The organism is Paenibacillus glycanilyticus NBRC 16618 (assembly GCF_004000805.1).
Classification (GTDB): domain Bacteria; phylum Bacillota; class Bacilli; order Paenibacillales; family Paenibacillaceae; genus Pristimantibacillus; species Pristimantibacillus glycanilyticus.
Window position 1 is genome coordinate 1 of the sequence record NZ_BILY01000051.1, and the last position, 17480, is coordinate 17480.

Here is a 17480-nt window from a genome sequence, read left to right on the forward strand (position 1 = left end):
ACCTTAGAGCGTCGCGAACATGTCTAGATTCGTTCGTTCTCTAATAGAAAAAAACGGCCAGGGATCGAAATCCCTGGCCGTTCTTATTAAATATCCAAACCCAGCCCAATCGAGTCCAGCCATTCGATACATAAGCCGAACCAGTGGGCGCAATGCGGATTCGGCGTATTTACTTCTTCATTGCACAGGGACAGGCCATGCTCACCTTTATTGAAGATATGGCACTCGAACGGTACCTGATGCTTACGCAAAGCGCTTACAAAGAGCAGTGCATTCTCCACCGTAACCGCCGGATCGTCCTCCGTATGCCAGATGAAGGTTGGGGGAGTTTCGCCGGTTACGCGTTTCTCCAGCGAATAAAAGCCCGATGTCTCATCGTCTTCAGGCGAGCCGCTGATGTGGTAGAACGATTCGCGGTGCGCGAATTCACCGGAAGTAATAACCGGGTAGCCAAGAATGAGCGCATTAGGCTTCAGAATATCTCCCTCATAGTTCAAGCGTTTCATAAGCGCGGGCTCATTCCACATCGTACCGGTGGAAGCAGCCAAATGTCCGCCTGCCGAAAAACCGCAAACCGCGATTTTATCCGCAAGAATATGCCATTTCTCAGCATGCTCTCTTAGTATACGGATTGACTCCAAAGCTTCTGCCATCGGCTGCATATTACGCGCATCCTCCATGCAGGAGTAGCGCAATACCGCCGCATGGTAGCCGGCGTTGTAGAAGGCAATCGCTACGGGCTCGGCTTCCCGCTCGGAGCAGAAACGGTATGCTCCTCCGGGTGTGACCAGAACAATGGGGCGCGCTTTTTCCCTTAATTCCATAATGTCGTGCAGATAAAGCGTTAGCGTAGCCCCGCTGCTAATCTCAAGTTTAATGTTTTCCAGTTTCATAGATTATCCTGTCCCCCTCAACCGAGTCATGAATCGATAACAACTCTCCCAAGTTTAGCGTAAAACCAGCCGGGCTTCTCGCTCGATTTTGTGGTGTTTCGGTTGGATTTGCGCAGGGCAGGCCTTTTTATTTGAACGTTCTATGTCCGTCCGGCCAACTGTGATATGCGTCACAGCCGGCCATGACCGGCAGATGGTAGGCTGAGGCATGAACATTTTTAAGGAAGCGGTACGGGAGGGATTGGAATGAGACTGGATCCGTTTAATACGGCAAGGCCAAGCTCCTTTGCAAGGCTGGCGATGAGATTGGAATCGGACCATGAACAAATAAAAGCGATGTGCAGCGCTATATGCCAGCAAAGCATTCATTATGCTACGGGGATGAGCAGTTACGTTACGATAGAGGGCTTAATCGGACTTCGGGAAGAAGCCGAGATGCTCCTGCGCGAGCTGAAGCGGCATTCCGTTTGGGAAGAGGAGGAGCTGTTCCCTATTCTGATGCATTATTCGCACAAGAAGATCGAGCCAACCATTATGCCTTCGTTATGGGTGCTGGAAAAAGACCATGAGCTTGCTGTCCAGTATATCGAATCGTTTGTCCAGGCAAGCAGCGCCTTGCTCCATGCTTTACGGCTGGAGCCGTTAAGCGGCGCGGATCTGCAGCATGAACTGAAGGAAGGCTGCGATTGCTTGACCCAGGGCTGCTTTATTCTGACCGCCCACTTCCAGATGGAAGAAGAGCTGCTGTTTCCGCTGGCCGAGACGATTTTGACCGACATGGACTATTTATTCTCCTGAAGTCTTTTTTCAAAGTGTGAGAAATGTCATAGTGAGCCGGTTTGAATTTCTTTACGATGAAGGCATGAGGAGACGAGATCTCCGGTATGAGGAGGAGAAGAAGATGGCTGTAAAAGAAAGCAAGCTTGAAGCCCAACACTCCGCACAAGACGAAATCAACAAATTGGTGGCGCGCGCCAAGTCGGCGCAGGAAGCTTACATGCGCATGAACCAGGAACAGGTGGACCGCGTCGTGCAGGCCATGGCGCTTGCGGGCCTCGACCGGCATATGCAGCTGGCGAAGCTGGCCGTGGAAGAAACCGGCAGAGGCGTGTACGAGGATAAAATTACGAAAAACATTTTTGCGACGGAATATATTTACCACAGCATCAAGCATGACCGCACGGTTGGCGTCATCGAAGAGAATGTCTATGAGAACTACAAAAAAGTAGCGGAGCCCGTTGGCATTATTGCCGGTGTAACGCCGGTAACCAACCCGACCTCCACTACGATGTTCAAGGCATTGATAGCGGCGAAGACGCGCAATCCGATTATATTCGCCTTCCACCCTTCCGCCCAGAAGAGCAGCGCGGCTGCGGCGCAGACGCTTCTTGAAGCGGCGGTTGCGGCCGGGGCGCCCGAGTTTTGCGTGCAGTGGGTCGAGACGCCTTCGCTGGAAGCGACGCAGCTCTTGATGAATCATCCCGATGTTGCTCTTGTGCTTGCAACCGGCGGATCGGCGATGGTCAAAGCCGCGTACAGCACCGGCAAGCCGGCGCTTGGCGTAGGGCCGGGCAACGTTCCTTGCTTTATCGAGCAGTCGGCTGACCTGAAGCAGGCGGTGACGGACCTGATTCTCTCCAAGACGTTTGATAACGGCATGATCTGCGCTTCCGAGCAAGCCGTTATTATCGAAGCTCCCGTCTACGATGAGGCATGCAGGCTGATGAAGGACAACGGCTGCTACTTCCTGAATGAAGAGGAAACGGAAGCGGTATCGAAGCTCGTCATTCAGGGCGACCGCTGTGCGGTAAACGGAAAGATCGTGGGCCAGCCAGCCGTCCGGATTGCGGAGATGGCGGGGATCGAGGTGCCTGCGGATACAAAAATTCTCATTGCCCCGTTGTCCGGCGTCGGAACGGATTTCCCTCTGTCGGCCGAGAAGCTGAGCCCCGTGCTGGCCTGCTATAAAGCGGACACGGCGGAGCAAGGCATAACGCTGGCGGCAGAGGTGGTCGCGTTTGGAGGCCTCGGCCACTCATCCGTTATCCATTCGGGCAATGAAGAAGTGATCCGGGCGTTTGCGGACCGGCTCAAGACCGGCCGGGTTATTGTCAACTCGCCGTCGACCCACGGCGCAATCGGCGACCTTTACAATACGAACCTGCCTTCGCTGACGCTTGGCTGCGGCTCGTACGGCCATAACTCGACGACCTCGAACGTAACGGCCGTCAACTTGATTAATATCAAGCGAGTGGCTTACCGGACGGTAAATATGCAGTGGTTCAAAATTCCGCCGAAAATTTACTTCGAGAAAGGCGCAACGCAGTATCTGGAGAAAATGCCGGATATTTCACGGGTTCTGATCGTCACCGATGCGATGATGGTGAGGCTGGGCTATGTCGAGAAGCTGGAATACTACTTGCGCAAACGGACCCTCCCCGTCGCCATGGAGATATTCTCGGATGTTGAACCGGATCCGTCGGTTGAAACGGTTGAGCGCGGCACCCGGCTGATGGAAAGCTTCAAGCCGGACTGCATTATCGCTCTTGGCGGCGGATCTCCTATGGACGCGGCCAAAGCGATGTGGCTCTTTTACGAGTACCCGGACACCAGCTTCCATTCGCTGAAGCAGAAGTTTCTCGATATCCGCAAGCGGGTGTACAAATATCCGCGCCTTGGCAATATGGCCCAATTCGTAGCGATTCCCACAACCTCGGGAACGGGCTCGGAAGTGACTTCCTTTGCGGTCATTACGGACAAAAAAGAAGGGCAGACCAAATATCCGTTGGCCGACTACGAGCTGACGCCGGATGTCGCGATTATCGATCCGGAATTTGTATACAGCCTGCCGAAGACGGCGGTTGCCGATACGGGAATGGATGTGCTTACGCATGCGATCGAGGCTTATGTATCGGTCATGGCGAGCGACTATACGGACGGCCTTGCGCTGCATGCAATCCGCCTCGTATTCGAGAATTTGGAGAAATCGTATCATACGGCAGACCCGCTCGCCCGCGAGAAAATGCACAATGCCTCGACCATTGCAGGCATGGCCTTCGCGAATGCGTTCCTCGGCATCAACCACAGCCTGGCGCATAAATGGGGAGGCCAATACCATACGGCGCACGGCCGCACCAATGCGATCCTGATGCCGCATGTGATCCGCTATAATGCGCAAAAGCCTACGAAGTTCACCTCGTTCCCGAAATATAGCCATTTCATTGCCGATCAGCGCTATGCGGAAATCGCCCGCATGCTTGGCCTGTCTGCCCGGACGACGGAGGAAGGGGTAAGCAGCCTGATTGAGGCGGTGCGGATGCTGAACCGTTCGCTTGGCATCCCGGAAACCTTCCAGGAGCTGGGCTTTGATCAAGCGGATTTCGAAGAAAGAGTTGACTATCTGGCAGACCGCGCATTCGAGGATCAGTGCACCACCGCTAATCCGCGTATGCCGCTTGTCGCCGAGCTGACGGACATTTACCGTAACGCTTTTTACGGCAGATTCTAAGATTCATACCTGCAATTGGGGCTGCCGATCTCCGGATCGGCAGCTCTTTCTTACTTCTTAATGTCAGTCGAACGAAAGGTGTGATTAAGGTGGTATCGGGCGTCATTTTAGCAGGGGACGTTTGCGGAACGGAGAGGGCTGACGAGCGTGCTTTTCTTGTCGTTGAGGGTCAGTCCTTGCTGCATCGCCAAATCAAGGAAATGAAAAGTCTATGCGCGGAGGTCACGATTGTTACGAATCATCCTCAGCCGTTTCTTCGCCATGTCGACCGGGATATTCGAATCATTAGCGATTATTATACGGGTCAAGGCATACTGAGCGGCATGCATGCGGGGCTAGCGTTGGCGAGATACCCGGATGTATGGATGCTAGGATGCCACATGCCTCACCCGTCGGCGGCGGCGGCCAGCCTCTTATTGCTTTGGAGGCGGGAAGGGTATGATGCGGTTATTCCTTTGATCGGCGGCCGTATCTATCCTTTGCACGGGATCTATGACCGCGCCTTATCCGAGCCGATTGGCGCTATGCTGGAGGAGGGTCATACGGACGTCGAGTATCTGCTGCAGCAAATCCATTGGCTGAAGCTGAAGGAACCGACGTTTCGGAGCAACCGGATTGACAGCAGGTTCGTCCGTACGGTTCCCGTTCGGGAGCTGTAAATATCTCTTTCTTTGTGACGAAGATCACAGCCGCGCACCAAGCAAAGAAGTAACATGGAGACATAGAAAACGGAGGTGCTTGAAGATGGCGACGAAGGAAAACGAAGTCAGAAGAGGGACGGCCGGCAAAGAAGCATGGCGGGGGTTCGCTGACGGTAAATGGCGGAAGCAGATTGATGTCAATTCGTTTATCGAGAAGAACCTTACTCCGTATGAAGGCGGCGAACAGTTCCTCGCATCCGCAACCGAAGACACGAATGCGCTTTGGCGGCAGGTCAGCGCTCTGCTCAAGGAAGAGCGGGAGCGCGGCGGCGTCCATGATATCGATGTTCATACCGTATCCACAATCACTTCGCATGCGCCGGGTTATATCGACAAGGACAAGGAAAGAATCGTTGGCCTGCAGACCGACGCGCCGCTGAAGCGGTCCGTGCAGCCTTTTGGCGGTATTCGAATGGCTGCCGATGCTTGCGAGGCTTACGGCTATGAACTTGATCCCGAGATGCTCCGTCTATTTACGGATATCCGCAAGACGCATAATCAAGGCGTTTTTGATGCTTATACGACCGATATGCGGGCCGCGAGAAAAGCAGGGATCATCACGGGCTTGCCCGACGCTTACGGCCGCGGCCGCATTATCGGGGATTACCGGCGCGTTGCCCTATACGGCGTCGATCGGCTGATTCAAGGAAAAAAAGAGGAGCTGCTGCAGCTGGAAGTAGACGCGATGACGGAGGAGGTTATCCGGCTTCGCGAGGAATTATCCGAGCAGCTTCGGAGTCTTGGCGAGCTGAAGGCAATGGCTGCCGCGTACGGCTTTGACCTCTCCGCTCCTGCGGCAAATGCGCAGGAAGCGGTGCAATGGCTCTATTTTGCCTATCTGGCCGCTATCAAAGAGCAGAACGGAGCGGCGATGAGCCTTGGACGCGTATCCAGCTTCCTCGATATTTATTTCGAGCGGGATTTGAGGGAAGGTACCTTAACGGAGCGGGAAGCGCAGGAGCTGGTTGACCATTTTGTCATGAAGCTCAGAATCGTGAAGTTCCTCCGGACACCCGACTACAATGAGCTGTTCAGCGGCGACCCGACCTGGGTGACGGAATCGGTTGGCGGCATGGGCTTAAACGGAGCGACGCGGGTTACGCGCAACTCCTTCCGTTTCCTGCATACTCTCTATACGCTTGGACCGGCGCCTGAGCCCAACCTAACCGTTCTATGGTCGGCTAAGCTGCCCGAGCCTTTCAAGAAATATTGCGCCAAGGTCTCGGCCGAGACCAGTTCGATTCAGTACGAGAATGATGACCTGATGCGTCCCTATTTCGGAGACGACTATGGCATTGCCTGCTGCGTATCCGCCATGCGGATCGGCAAGCAAATGCAGTTTTTCGGGGCAAGGGCGAATCTGGCGAAGGCGCTGCTGTACGCGATTAACGGCGGCGTAGACGAGAAGCTTGGCGTACAGGTTGGTCCGGCTATCGCGCCTATTACATCCGAAGTGCTGGATTATGAGGAGGTTAAGCAAAAATTCGCCGTCGTCCAGGATTGGCTTGCCAAGCTGTACATGAACACGTTGAACGTCATCCATTACATGCATGACAAATACTGCTATGAACGGCTTGAGATGGCGCTGCATGACCGGGATATTATCCGGACGATGGCCTGCGGAATTGCCGGTCTATCCGTAGTGGCCGACAGCTTAAGCGCGATCCGTTACGCAAAGGTCCGTCCGGTCAGGAACGAGAAGGGAATTGCGGTCGACTTCGAGATCGAAGGCGAATATCCGCAATACGGCAATAACGACGACCGTGCCGACCAGCTTGCCGTAGATCTAGCCGAAGGCTTTATGAACCGGCTGCGCCAGCATAAGGCCTACCGCGGGGCGATTCCTACCATGTCCGTCCTGACGATCACCTCCAACGTCGTCTACGGCAAAAAAACCGGCAGCACGCCGGACGGACGCAAAGCCGGCCAGCCATTCGCGCCGGGCGCGAATCCGATGCACGGCCGGGACCGCAAGGGGGCGCTTGCTTCGCTCGCTTCGGTAGCGAAGATTCCTTACGAGCACAGCCTCGACGGCGTATCGAACACCTTCTCGATTATTCCGAAGGCGCTTGGCAAGGAAGAGGAGGCACGCTTCGGCAATCTGGCCGCTCTGCTGGACGGCTATACGGCAAGCGGCGGACATCATCTGAACGTCAACGTCTTTAACCGCGAGCAGCTGCTTGACGCAATGGAGCATCCGGAGAATTATCCGCAGTTGACGATCCGGGTATCGGGTTATGCGGTCAACTTCATCAAGCTGACGAGAGAGCAGCAGCTCGATGTGATCAACCGGACCTTCCACGGCGAAATCTAAGGTACGAAAGGAGCATGGGGCATGAAAGGACGCATTCATTCGATCGATACCTTTGGCACCGTTGACGGCCCCGGCATCCGGTTTGTCCTGTTCATGCAGGGCTGCGCGCTGCAGTGCCAGTTCTGCCATAATCCCGATACCTGGGATACGGCCGCAGGCCGGCAGGTGACAGTGGAGGAGGTTTTGCAGGAAATTGAGCCATATTTGCCTTACTACCGCGGCTCGGGCGGCGGGATTACGGTGACGGGAGGAGAGCCTACGCTGCAGGCTCCCTTCGTCTCGGCTTTGTTCAAGGCTTGCAAAGAGAGGTTTGGCCTGCATACGGCGCTGGACAGCTCGGGCTTCTGCGACCCTTCCCATGCGGCCGAGCTGATGAGCTATACCGATCTTGTCCTGCTGGATTTGAAGCAGATCGACCGCGGCAAGCATGAACGGCTGACTTCGCAGCCCAATGACCGGATCCTGCATTTTGCCAAGTGGCTGTCGTCCTTATCCAAGCCGGTATGGATCCGCCATGTGCTTATTCCCGGCATAACCGATCATGCGGAGGATCTGCGCCGCTTGGGCAGGTTTGTCGGTCGATTGGGCAACGTGGAGAAGCTTGAGCTGCTTCCGTATCACCGGATGGGAGTTTACAAATGGCAGACGCTGGGGCGCCCGTACCCTCTGGAGGGTGTTCCCGTTCCAACGGAGCAGGAGGTTGCCCGCGCTGCCGCCATCCTTCAGGCGGAATGCCCTCAGGGGCTTCTTCGCCATAAATAAGGAAATATTCCCCTGAAGATCAGGAGATTCCCCGATGTTGCCGCATCTCGAATGACGTTATGATGAGGATAACGATCACTCGGAAGGGGATATCCGCAATGGGAACCAACAATGCTTCGATGGAAGGGCAGCAGCCCGTTTTATCGCAGGACAGCTTCGAGAAGCTGGACAGCATAATGTACAAACGCAGCTATGACAAGGGAAGCTGCTTGTTCTGGGAAGGGGATGCGGCGGATAAGCTTTATTTTATTATAAAAGGCCGCGTTCGGGCTGCGAAGTCGACGGACGGCGGACGCGCGTTAACGTTGTATTTATATCAGAAGGGTGACCTGATCGGTCAGATGGATCCGTTCCCGGACTCCGTACACGGCTTCCGGGCCGAAGTGACGGAGGATGCGAGGATTGGCGTTATCCAGCGGAAGGACCTCGAGGTGCTGCTGTGGCAGCATGGCGACCTGGCTGTCGAGTTTATGAGATGGATGGGTCTCATGCACCGCCTGACGCAGACCAAATTCCGGGATCTCATGATGTTCGGCAAGACGGGGGCGCTCTGCTCGCTGCTCATCCGTCTTAGCAACTCTTACGGCAGGCCGAAGGCGGAGCACATTTACATCACCCTCAAAATGAGCAATACCGAAATGGCCGATATGATCGGGGCGACGCGCGAAAGCGTCAACCGGATGCTGAGCGATCTCAAGAGGGAAGACGTTATCGCTTATGAGGACGGCCATTTTATCATCAAAAATTTGCGGTACCTGCGGGATACATGCTGCTGCGAGAATTGCCCGAAGGAGATTTGCCGTATGTAACCCCGGCTGCGGTCAGCCGGGGTTTTTTCTGCCTTCTAGGGGAATTCCCTGACTCTTGAATAAGGGAACCCCCTTACATACAAGAAATTTCTCATCCTTTACAATAGGACAATAGGTAGGCGGTATCGAATACGAAAAACGAAGGGGATAGCACCTTGAGAGAGTTATCGCAGTCTGCCGGCGAAGAGCATCTGTCGCCGGGCCTTCAGGAAATCCTTCACGGAAGCGGAAGCGACTTTATCGCGTTTGCCGGTTCTGCCGAGCATCACCGGAGCATGAAATGGAATGCGGCGATCGGCAGCCTGAACGGCAAAGTTGAACATATGAGAATTCAGCCGGGAATAGGAATAGGCGGAATGGTACTGCGTCACGGAACCTCTTGGAGAGTGGATGAAAGGACCAATGCCGTCCTGCTCCGGGAATGTCCCGTCATGCTTGCGGAAAAGCTGCGGGCGGCCCTAGGTCTGCCGGTTCCGGCGAGCCATCCCAATCACGCCAGCGGCATTATACTGCTGGGCAGAAGGAAGGATCGGCCGTTTACCGAAGAAGAAGCGCAAAGAATATCTTCATTGCTGCTTAAGAGAGGAGACCGCTAATGATAAAAATGATAATCGTCGATGATCATGCGATGGTCCGCTCCGGACTGAGGATGCTCTTGAACGGCACGGAGGATATGGAGGTTGTCGCGGAAGCCTCCGATGGAGATGAGGGGATCCGGACGGCGCTTCAGCTGAAGCCCGATGTTGTCCTCATGGATTTAAGCATGCCGCAGGGAAAGGATGGCCTCACGGCATCCGCCGAACTGAAGGAGCTGCTGCCGGATACCGCGATATTGATATTGACGATGCACGACGACGATGAATATTTGTTCCGTGCCATTCATGCCGGAGCGGCCGGATACGTTCTGAAGAATGCCCCGCATGAGGAGCTTCTGACGGCGATTCGCTCCATCGCCAGAGGCGACGCCTACCTCTACCCTACGGCAACGAAACGTTTGATGAAGGAGTACGTCGACCGGATGCAGCGGGGAGAAAGCGGAGATTTGTTTCATGCCCTGTCGGAGCGCGAGAAGGAAGTTCTCTCGCTAACGGCCAAAGGCTATGCAAACAAGGAAATGGCCGAGATGCTGGTCATCAGCGTCAAAACCGTCGAGACGCATAAGAGCAACGTCATGGAGAAGCTGGGGCTGAAATCAAGGCCGGAGCTGATCAAATACGCCATGAAAAAGGGGCTGCTTAACTTTGATTAATCATCCACCCGGAAATAAGGTGCTCGCCGAGCATGTCGATTCTCTGCTGCTCCAGCTGGAGGGGCGGATCGAGGATTCGCAATTCCGAAGCGAGCTGCAGAGCTCGCTTAAGCAGCTTGCGGATGTGAAGCTGGCGCTTGATGCGTCTTCGATCGTAGCGGTAACCGACCGTAAGGGGAAAATCATCTACGTAAACGATAAGTTCTGCGAGATCTCTCAATATGACCGCTCCGAGCTGCTAGGGCAGGACCACCGGGTTATCAACTCGGGCACTCATCCGAAAGCTTTTATGAAGGAGCTATGGACAACGATATCCTCCGGACAAGTCTGGCATGGGGATATCAAGAACAAGGCAAAGGACGGCACTTACTATTGGGTAAATACGACAATCGTTCCTTTTGTAGGCGAGGACGGCAAGCCGTATCAATACCTGGCGATCCGCAACGAAGTGACCCGGCTCAAGAAGGTCGAGGAGGAGCTTCAGGAGACCTTGTCCAAAGTGATGACGATTCAGGAGGAGGAACGGCGCAAGTTTTCCCGGGAGCTGCATGACGGCATCGGGCAAAGCTTGTTTTCCCTGCTTATTCAGCTGGACCGTGTCATTTCCGCTCCTGCTCATGGCGAGGAGCAGCTGCCTTTCATCCGCAGTCAGGTGGCCGGCATTATCGAGGAGGTACGGAGCGTGGCCTGGCAGCTGCGGCCGTCGGTGCTGGATGATCTCGGCATAGTGCCGGCGCTGCGGACGCATCTCGAAAACTATACCTCTCATTACGGCATTAAGGTATCGTTCCGGAACAATCTGAGCAAGCGTCTGAACGTCCAGGTGGAGACCGTCCTCTACAGGATTATTCAGGAGGCGCTGACCAATATTGCGAAGTATGCGGACGTATCCGATGCCGAGGTGGAAATCCGGGAGGATGAGAAGCAAGTAGTGGCCCGAATCGTGGACCGGGGTATCGGCTTTGATACAGCTTCGCATACGCAGGGCGTCGGACGTTACAGCATGGCGGAGCGGGCAAAGCTGGCGGGGGGCAGCTTGTCCATTGAATCGTCTCCGGGCGAAGGGACAACCGTTACCCTGATTATTCCAAAATAATTTCAAAGGTGTGATTTTTATCACTTCTTCGGCTTCCGTTAAGCGGTAAGATGGAATCAAGAAGGAGATGGTAAACATGAACGAAAGAGCCTTTGTCATGATAAAGCCGGACGGCGTAAGGCGGGGGTTGATCGGCGAGATCGTAAGCCGCTTCGAGAAAAAAGGGCTGAAGCCGGTATACGCGGAGCTGAAGGAGCTGTCCGAGGAAACGGCTCGCACGCATTACCAGCATTTGAAGGAGCAGCTGTTTTTCGAGGATTTGATTCAATATATAACATCCGGTCCCGTATTCGCGATGATCGTGGAGGGAAGGTCCGCGGTAGCAAACGCAAGAGCCTTGATCGGACCAACAAATCCCGTGAAGGCGCCTCCCGGTACAATCCGGGGCGATTACGGCTCCGATATCGACGAGAATGTCATTCACTGTTCCGATTCCTTCGATCACGCGGGTATGGAAATTCAGCTGTTCTTCGGAAAAACCGGAATGCTGCAAAAGCTGTAGCTTATATGAGGCAAAACACTGGAGTCAACCGTTAAACATGGGGCGGGAGCATTCGGTGCATACGCCTCCTTATAACTTTGTGATTTTATTCACAATATATTCATTAAGGGAGAGATTATTATGTTGAAGTTTATGCGCGAGAACGTTTATGCCGCGGGGCTTGTTCTTCTGCTCCGCTTGTACGTAGGCTGGCAATGGCTGGACGCCGGTTTTCACAAGCTGAAAGACGGCTTTGATGCGGGAGGGTTCCTGAAAGGGGCGATTGCCAATCCCGTCATTGACCATGAGACAAATGCCAATGTCTATCCGAACTTTGTCCGGTTTATCGAGCATGTGGCGCTGCCTAACGTGAAGGCCATCAATATTCTTATTCCGCTTGGCGAGACGCTTGTTGGCCTTGGACTTATTCTAGGCGCTCTAACGGCAACGGCTGCATTTTTCGGAATGCTGATGAACTTCATGTTCCTGTTCGCGGGGACCGTAAGCACGAATCCTTGGCTGATTCTTCTAGGAGGCATTGTGATGATCGCAGGGCTTAACGGCGGTAAATTCGGAGCCGACTATTACCTGCTGCCGCTGCTGCGCAAATGGACCAATAAGCTGCGCAGAGGCGGACACGGCACCTTTCCTCCGGCGGACAAAGCGGCGTAAAGATCATTAAGGAGTGATAACATGGATGGCAACAATCGGGAAAGCGAAATTACGAAAAACATGATTAAATACTGCTACACCTGCGAGGATGCCCATAAATGCGATACGGAGGAGAAGTGCATCGCCTGTTGGGAAGCGAAAGGCATTATGGTAAAGAAACAGCGGAACGAGCAGACGACGGAAGAGCTGTTGAGGGAATATGCGCAGTAATAGGCAAGCGGCCGTGGGGGATATACCCGCATGGCCGCTTCTTTGCGTTGTGCCGTTAGCTGCCAAAAGGTCAAAATTTTACACACTCGAAGCAAAAGTTGTCGCTCCTAAGGCTCCCGCATTCGATTACGATAGTGGAAAATCGCAGGCAAGGGGCGAACAGACATGTGGAAGACGGCAATTGAAGGGGCAATCGCCACGATTGCGAGCAATATCGATAGATTCGGAGATTCTTACCCTCATGTAGGGGAAGGCAGCCGTTATACGCGAATAGAGAATAACGATTGGACCAACGGATTTTGGAGCGGGCTGTTATGGCTTGGGTACGAATATTCGGGTGACGAGAAATTAAGAGAGGCGGCAAAAAAAACAACGGCAAGCTTCCGCCAGAGACTGAAGGACAATGTGGTGCTGGACCATCATGATATCGGCTTTCTGTATTCTTTATCCGCGAAGGCGGAATGGATCGTTGAAGGCAGCGAAACGGCGAAGGAGCTGGCTCTTGCGGCGGCTGACGTCATGATGAAGCGCTGGCGCGAGGCGGGAGGTTATTTTCAAGCTTGGGGACCGGAAGGGGATCCGGTGGAAGGCGGAAGAATTATAATCGACTGCCTGCTTAACTTGCCTCTTCTGTATTGGGCCTCCGAGCAGACGGGCAATCCGGTCTATAAGGAAGCAGCCAAAGCCCAGGCGGAGAAAAGCAGGCGGTATCTGGTAAGAGGCGACGACAGCTCTTATCATACGTTTTTCTTCGACCAGCAGACGGGTGAACCGGTAGGCGGCGCGACCCATCAAGGCTTCGGCAACGGTTCGACCTGGACGCGCGGACAGGCGTGGGGCATCTATGGTTTTGCATTGTCCTATCGTTATACGCGCGATCCGTTGTTCCTGGAAACCTCGAAGCGGATGGCAGTCTATTTCCTTGAGCATCTGCCGGAGGACGGCGTGGCGTATTGGGACTTCCACTTGCCGGAGGAGCAGCCGAAATACCGGGACAGCTCGGCCTCAGCGATTGCGGCAGCAGGACTGGCAGAGTTATTGTCGCATTTGGATCAGAAGGATACCGCTTTTAAAGATTTGCGTGACGGGCTGCAGTATACAATGGAGGCGCTGGTTTCTAAATATTCGACTAATGGCGACGGGACTGAGGAAGGTCTGCTGAAGCATGGCTCTTATCATGTGCGGGGCGGGCTGGCGCCGAATGATTATATGATCTGGGGCGATTATTTCTATCTGGAGGCTTTGCTTCGGCTTGAGAGAGGTATCGACGGTTATTGGTATGAAAGGAACCGGGATCGGGACTAACCAATCCTTGGGGATGTTCCCGGTATACCGATACTGCTACAATGAGGATATATCGTATGGGGAAAGAGGCGCGCGCAGCCATGACGAGATTAACCTACTACCGAAGAATTCAGTTGTCCTTTCTCTTGTTTATCATTTTTCCGATTCTCGCCGTTTCGGTTATTTCATATACGCTGTTAAAGCAGAACATGATAGAGAAGTTTCAGATCAGCAACAACAGCATGCTGAACGTTATTGTCGGGGAGATCGACCGGACGATAGACGACGTGACCTTTGCCTCGCATTATATCGTAAACGATTCCGAGCTGCGGGCATCCCTGAATCTGTTCGCGGATACAAGCAGGCTGAATACGTATACCGACTACACCCGTTTTATCCGGATAAAAGACAGCTTCTCCCTGATTACATCCAAGCCGCTGAACAACAGCATTCATATGTACCTGGTAAACCGGGCGAACTTTATTCTGTCGCCGGATTCGGAGAACCTGGCGGCGATCAACAGCAAGCTGGCACCGCTCCTTAAGAACGTAAATGCCTCGAAGCCTGTTGTTTTGCAGTATCTCGGTCTTCTTCATGACAAGACGGATGACGACGGCACGTATTATCTCGCGAGAGTTATAGGCGACGGGGGCGGTAAGCCTTATACGGCTGTTTTGCTTGTCGGAATCGAAGGCTCCTATTTCGAAAAGCTGCTGGAGCGGGTTGAATTCGGGCAGATTGCGTTGTTCGACGGGACAGGCAAACGGATTGCGGGCAGTCCGGATGTCCGGCTGCAGTCAAGCGATTCATTGGATTCGGTATACCGGAACCAGCTGACGCTGGACAAAACCGACTGGAAGCTCGCTTACGAGACGTCGGAGGATTCGCTTTTTGGCCAGATCTCGCGTGCCTTTTATATCGGAATTGGATTGGTGCTGGTCTTTACGCTGGTATTCTCGGTCATCTCGCTATTGTTCGCGAGGAAGCTGCATAATCCGATTCAGAAGCTGCAGCGTGTTGCCCGCCAGTTCGCTTTGGGGAACCGCGATATGCGGCTTGAAGTAAAGGGCAGGGACGATATTGCGGAGCTTGGGCATTCTTTTAACCAGATGCTTGACGAGATCGAAGTGCTCATTACGAACATCGAACAGGAACAGGAGCAAAAAAGGGTCATGGAGCTGGAGGCCCTGTTTATGCAGATTCGGCCGCATTTTCTGATCAATACGCTTAATTCGATTAAATGCAGTCTCATTCTCAGCAAGGACCAGGTGCATAGCGGCATTGTCGATTCCTTAATGAATCTGCTGCGCGCCTATCTGAAGGTAAATACACCCTCCTCGCTTGAGGAAGAATGCAGGCTGCTTGGTTATTACGTCGATATTATGAAGGTCCGCAGCGAAATGCCGCTATCCATTGAAGCGCGCATCGAGCCGGAGCTGAAGAGCTTTGTTGTGCCGAAGCTGGTGCTTCAGCCTATCGTCGAGAATGCGATCGTACACGGATTGGACGAGAAAGACGAGCTTCATATCGTTGTTCATGCTTACCGGGAGCAAGGCCGTATTTATATAGCCATCGAAGACGATGGCGGCGGCATGGAGGAAGAGCAGCTTGTCTGGCTGAACAGGCAATTAAACGCTTCTTCGGACCTGGAGCTGGACCCGGATGCGGAGGATTATGCGCCGTATGAGCGGGTAGGGCTGCGGAACGTCATCCAGCGACTGAAGCTGACGTACGGCTCGGCGGAGATGAAGCTGATGGCCAATGCCGCAGGCGGCATTACCGTTATTTTGTCTATTCCTATTCCAAGTCCAATTCCGTCCGGGAAGGAGGTATCCCATGTATAAAGTCATGCTGATTGATGATGATGTCCCGATGCTGAAAGTGCTGCAGCAGATGATTGAGTGGGAGCAGCTTGATACGCATGTAGCCGCAAGCACGTTCTCCAGCGTGAAGGCGCTGCATCTGTTCAAGGAGACGATGCCGGATATCGTCATTACGGATATCGGACTTCCCAAGAAGAACGGAATCGAGCTGGCCGCGGAATTTACGGCAATAAAGCCGGGCGTCCGGATTATTTTTCTAACCTGCCACGAGGAATTTCATTATGCCCAGCAGGCGGTGAAGCTGGATGCCGACGATTATTTGATCAAGGATCAGTTGACGGCCGACCAGCTGGAGGAGAGTCTTGGCAAATCGATTGCCCGTCTGAAGGGACGGAAGGCGGAAGGGGGAACCGATTCCGATGCGTATAGCATCGAGCTGCAGAAACGCGCGTTATTCCAGGTAATTATGGACGGAGCGGATCTGGAGAAGACGCGTGCTTATGCGTCGCGCGCGGGCATCGAGTGGCCTTATGCGTGCTTTATGATGGGGATGATTCATCTTCGTTATTCGGATTACGAGCTGCTCTACAACCGGAGCAATATTCCGCTTATCCGTTACGCCATCTACAACATTGCGCTGGAGATTGCCCAGTCTTATAAAGGGATCACGCCGTTTATCGATCCGGAGCATTTCATGGTGCTGTACAATTACCGTCAGAACCTGGCGGGGAACGATCAGGCTTATCTGCAATCGTATCTGAACGAGCTGCATCGTCAGGTGACGGCATACCTTAGGATTACGCTGCAGACCGTTCTTGTTACCGACAAGCTGGTTCTGCAGGCCGCCGGTTCCGTCTACCAGCAGATCAGAAGCGGCAAGCCGGAATTTTACCGGATGGGTCAGATGGCCGCGGCTGCGTCCTCGCAGCTGCTTGGCCAGCTCTTTTACCCGCTTCCGCAGGACTTTAATGCGGCATTCCGCGGAGAGCTTGAACGCACCATCCTGGAGAAGAACACGGAGGAGATGCGCGAGGTTCTTCTCCGTTTCGGACAAGAGGCGGAAAGCCGCAGAATCGAGCCGGAGGAGTGGACCGAGGCGCTTGTACAGCTGCTTCGCGAAGCGGAAATCCTGTTCCCGCGGAGAAAGGCGGAAGAGGATGTCTATGCTTATATCGGCATGGCAAGAACGATGGAGGATGCACTTGAGCTGGCGGTCGGGCGGCTGGAGCGTCTAGCCCAGGAGCAGCTTGGGCATCCCGGAGGCACAGCCAAATCGCGGGAGCCGCGGCTTCAGGTCATCCAAGCTTTTATCGACGAGCATCTGTCGGACAATATTACGTCCATCGATATCGCGCAATACTTGTATCTGAACCCAAGCTACTTCTCCCGTTATTTCAAACGGCTGACGGGGCTTAGCTTCACGGATTATGTGCATCAGTACAAGATGAAGATAGCCGCCAATATGCTGAAGAGCTCCGGCCAGACGCTCGAGACGCTAGCCGTTGGGCTTGGTTATTCCGACCGCGCTTATTTCTCGAAGGTGTTCAAGAAGTACATCGGCTTCACCCCAAGCCAGTTCAAGCAAAAGCATCAGCTCGTTCGCAAAACATAGTGTCGCTAACAATAGCATCAACTATTTGGTAAGCCAGACTTCTCTCTAAAATGCCGCTCCTAGCAG

16 protein-coding genes are annotated in these 17480 nt (G+C 53.8%); 15 read left to right on the forward strand and 1 reads right to left on the reverse strand.

Going from position 1 to position 17480, the window contains the following annotated elements:
* Window positions 1–86: 86 nt before the first annotated feature.
* On the reverse strand, window positions 87–893 hold the full coding sequence (locus PGL01S_RS27575; protein WP_127498416.1) for an alpha/beta hydrolase: 807 nt from the start codon (window positions 891–893) through the stop codon (window positions 87–89).
* Between the two features lie 246 nt (window positions 894–1139).
* Here PGL01S_RS27575 and PGL01S_RS27580 point away from each other — a divergent pair, with 246 nt between their 5' ends.
* The 15 genes from PGL01S_RS27580 to PGL01S_RS27650 all read left to right on the forward strand — a co-directional run bounded on the left by PGL01S_RS27580 (window position 1140) and on the right by PGL01S_RS27650 (window position 17414).
* Window positions 1140–1691 (forward strand): hemerythrin domain-containing protein, encoded by a 552-nt coding sequence (locus PGL01S_RS27580; protein WP_127498418.1) that lies wholly within the window; start codon window positions 1140–1142, stop codon window positions 1689–1691.
* Between the two features lie 103 nt (window positions 1692–1794).
* Window positions 1795–4401, forward strand: a complete 2607-nt coding sequence (gene adhE / locus PGL01S_RS27585) for a bifunctional acetaldehyde-CoA/alcohol dehydrogenase (protein WP_127498420.1) — start codon at window positions 1795–1797, stop codon at window positions 4399–4401.
* Between the two features lie 89 nt (window positions 4402–4490).
* Window positions 4491–5060, forward strand: coding sequence for a molybdenum cofactor guanylyltransferase (mobA, locus tag PGL01S_RS27590; protein WP_127498422.1), 570 nt, complete (start codon window positions 4491–4493; stop codon window positions 5058–5060).
* Between the two features lie 85 nt (window positions 5061–5145).
* Window positions 5146–7416 carry a formate C-acetyltransferase gene (gene pflB / locus PGL01S_RS27595; protein ID WP_127498424.1) on the forward strand — a complete coding sequence of 757 codons (2271 nt, stop codon included), beginning with the start codon at window positions 5146–5148 and terminating at the stop codon, window positions 7414–7416.
* 21 nt (window positions 7417–7437) lie between these two features.
* Window positions 7438–8178, forward strand: a complete 741-nt coding sequence (gene pflA / locus PGL01S_RS27600) for a pyruvate formate-lyase-activating protein (RefSeq protein WP_127498426.1) — start codon at window positions 7438–7440, stop codon at window positions 8176–8178.
* A 98-nt stretch (window positions 8179–8276) separates the two neighbouring features.
* Window positions 8277–8987: a Crp/Fnr family transcriptional regulator gene (locus tag PGL01S_RS27605; RefSeq protein WP_127498428.1), complete on the forward strand. Its 711-nt coding sequence runs from the start codon at window positions 8277–8279 to the stop codon at window positions 8985–8987.
* 155 nt (window positions 8988–9142) lie between these two features.
* Window positions 9143–9583, forward strand: coding sequence for a hypothetical protein (locus PGL01S_RS27610; protein WP_127498430.1), 441 nt, complete (start codon window positions 9143–9145; stop codon window positions 9581–9583).
* Entirely contained in the window at window positions 9583–10236 is a 654-nt protein-coding gene (locus tag PGL01S_RS27615) for a response regulator transcription factor (RefSeq protein WP_127498432.1), read from the forward strand. Before PGL01S_RS27610 ends, PGL01S_RS27615 begins: the two co-directional genes overlap by 1 nt.
* Window positions 10229–11332, forward strand: coding sequence for a sensor histidine kinase (locus PGL01S_RS27620; RefSeq protein ID WP_127498434.1), 1104 nt, complete (start codon window positions 10229–10231; stop codon window positions 11330–11332). Before PGL01S_RS27615 ends, PGL01S_RS27620 begins: the two co-directional genes overlap by 8 nt.
* A 76-nt stretch (window positions 11333–11408) precedes the next feature.
* Window positions 11409–11834 (forward strand): nucleoside-diphosphate kinase, encoded by a 426-nt coding sequence (gene ndk, locus PGL01S_RS27625; protein WP_127498436.1) that lies wholly within the window; start codon window positions 11409–11411, stop codon window positions 11832–11834.
* Window positions 11835–11954: 120 nt separating this feature from the next.
* Entirely contained in the window at window positions 11955–12485 is a 531-nt protein-coding gene (locus PGL01S_RS27630; RefSeq protein WP_236013518.1) for a DoxX family membrane protein, read from the forward strand.
* 21 nt (window positions 12486–12506) lie between these two features.
* Entirely contained in the window at window positions 12507–12695 is a 189-nt protein-coding gene (locus PGL01S_RS27635; RefSeq protein WP_127498440.1) for a hypothetical protein, read from the forward strand.
* Window positions 12696–12860: 165 nt separating this feature from the next.
* On the forward strand, window positions 12861–14000 hold the full coding sequence (locus PGL01S_RS27640; protein WP_127498442.1) for a glycoside hydrolase family 88 protein: 1140 nt from the start codon (window positions 12861–12863) through the stop codon (window positions 13998–14000).
* Window positions 14001–14056: 56 nt separating this feature from the next.
* Complete coding sequence (locus PGL01S_RS27645; protein ID WP_174806614.1) at window positions 14057–15823, forward strand: cache domain-containing sensor histidine kinase; 1767 nt, start codon at window positions 14057–14059, stop codon at window positions 15821–15823.
* Window positions 15816–17414 (forward strand): response regulator transcription factor, encoded by a 1599-nt coding sequence (locus PGL01S_RS27650; RefSeq protein WP_127498444.1) that lies wholly within the window; start codon window positions 15816–15818, stop codon window positions 17412–17414. Before PGL01S_RS27645 ends, PGL01S_RS27650 begins: the two co-directional genes overlap by 8 nt.
* Window positions 17415–17480: the final 66 nt, after the last annotated feature.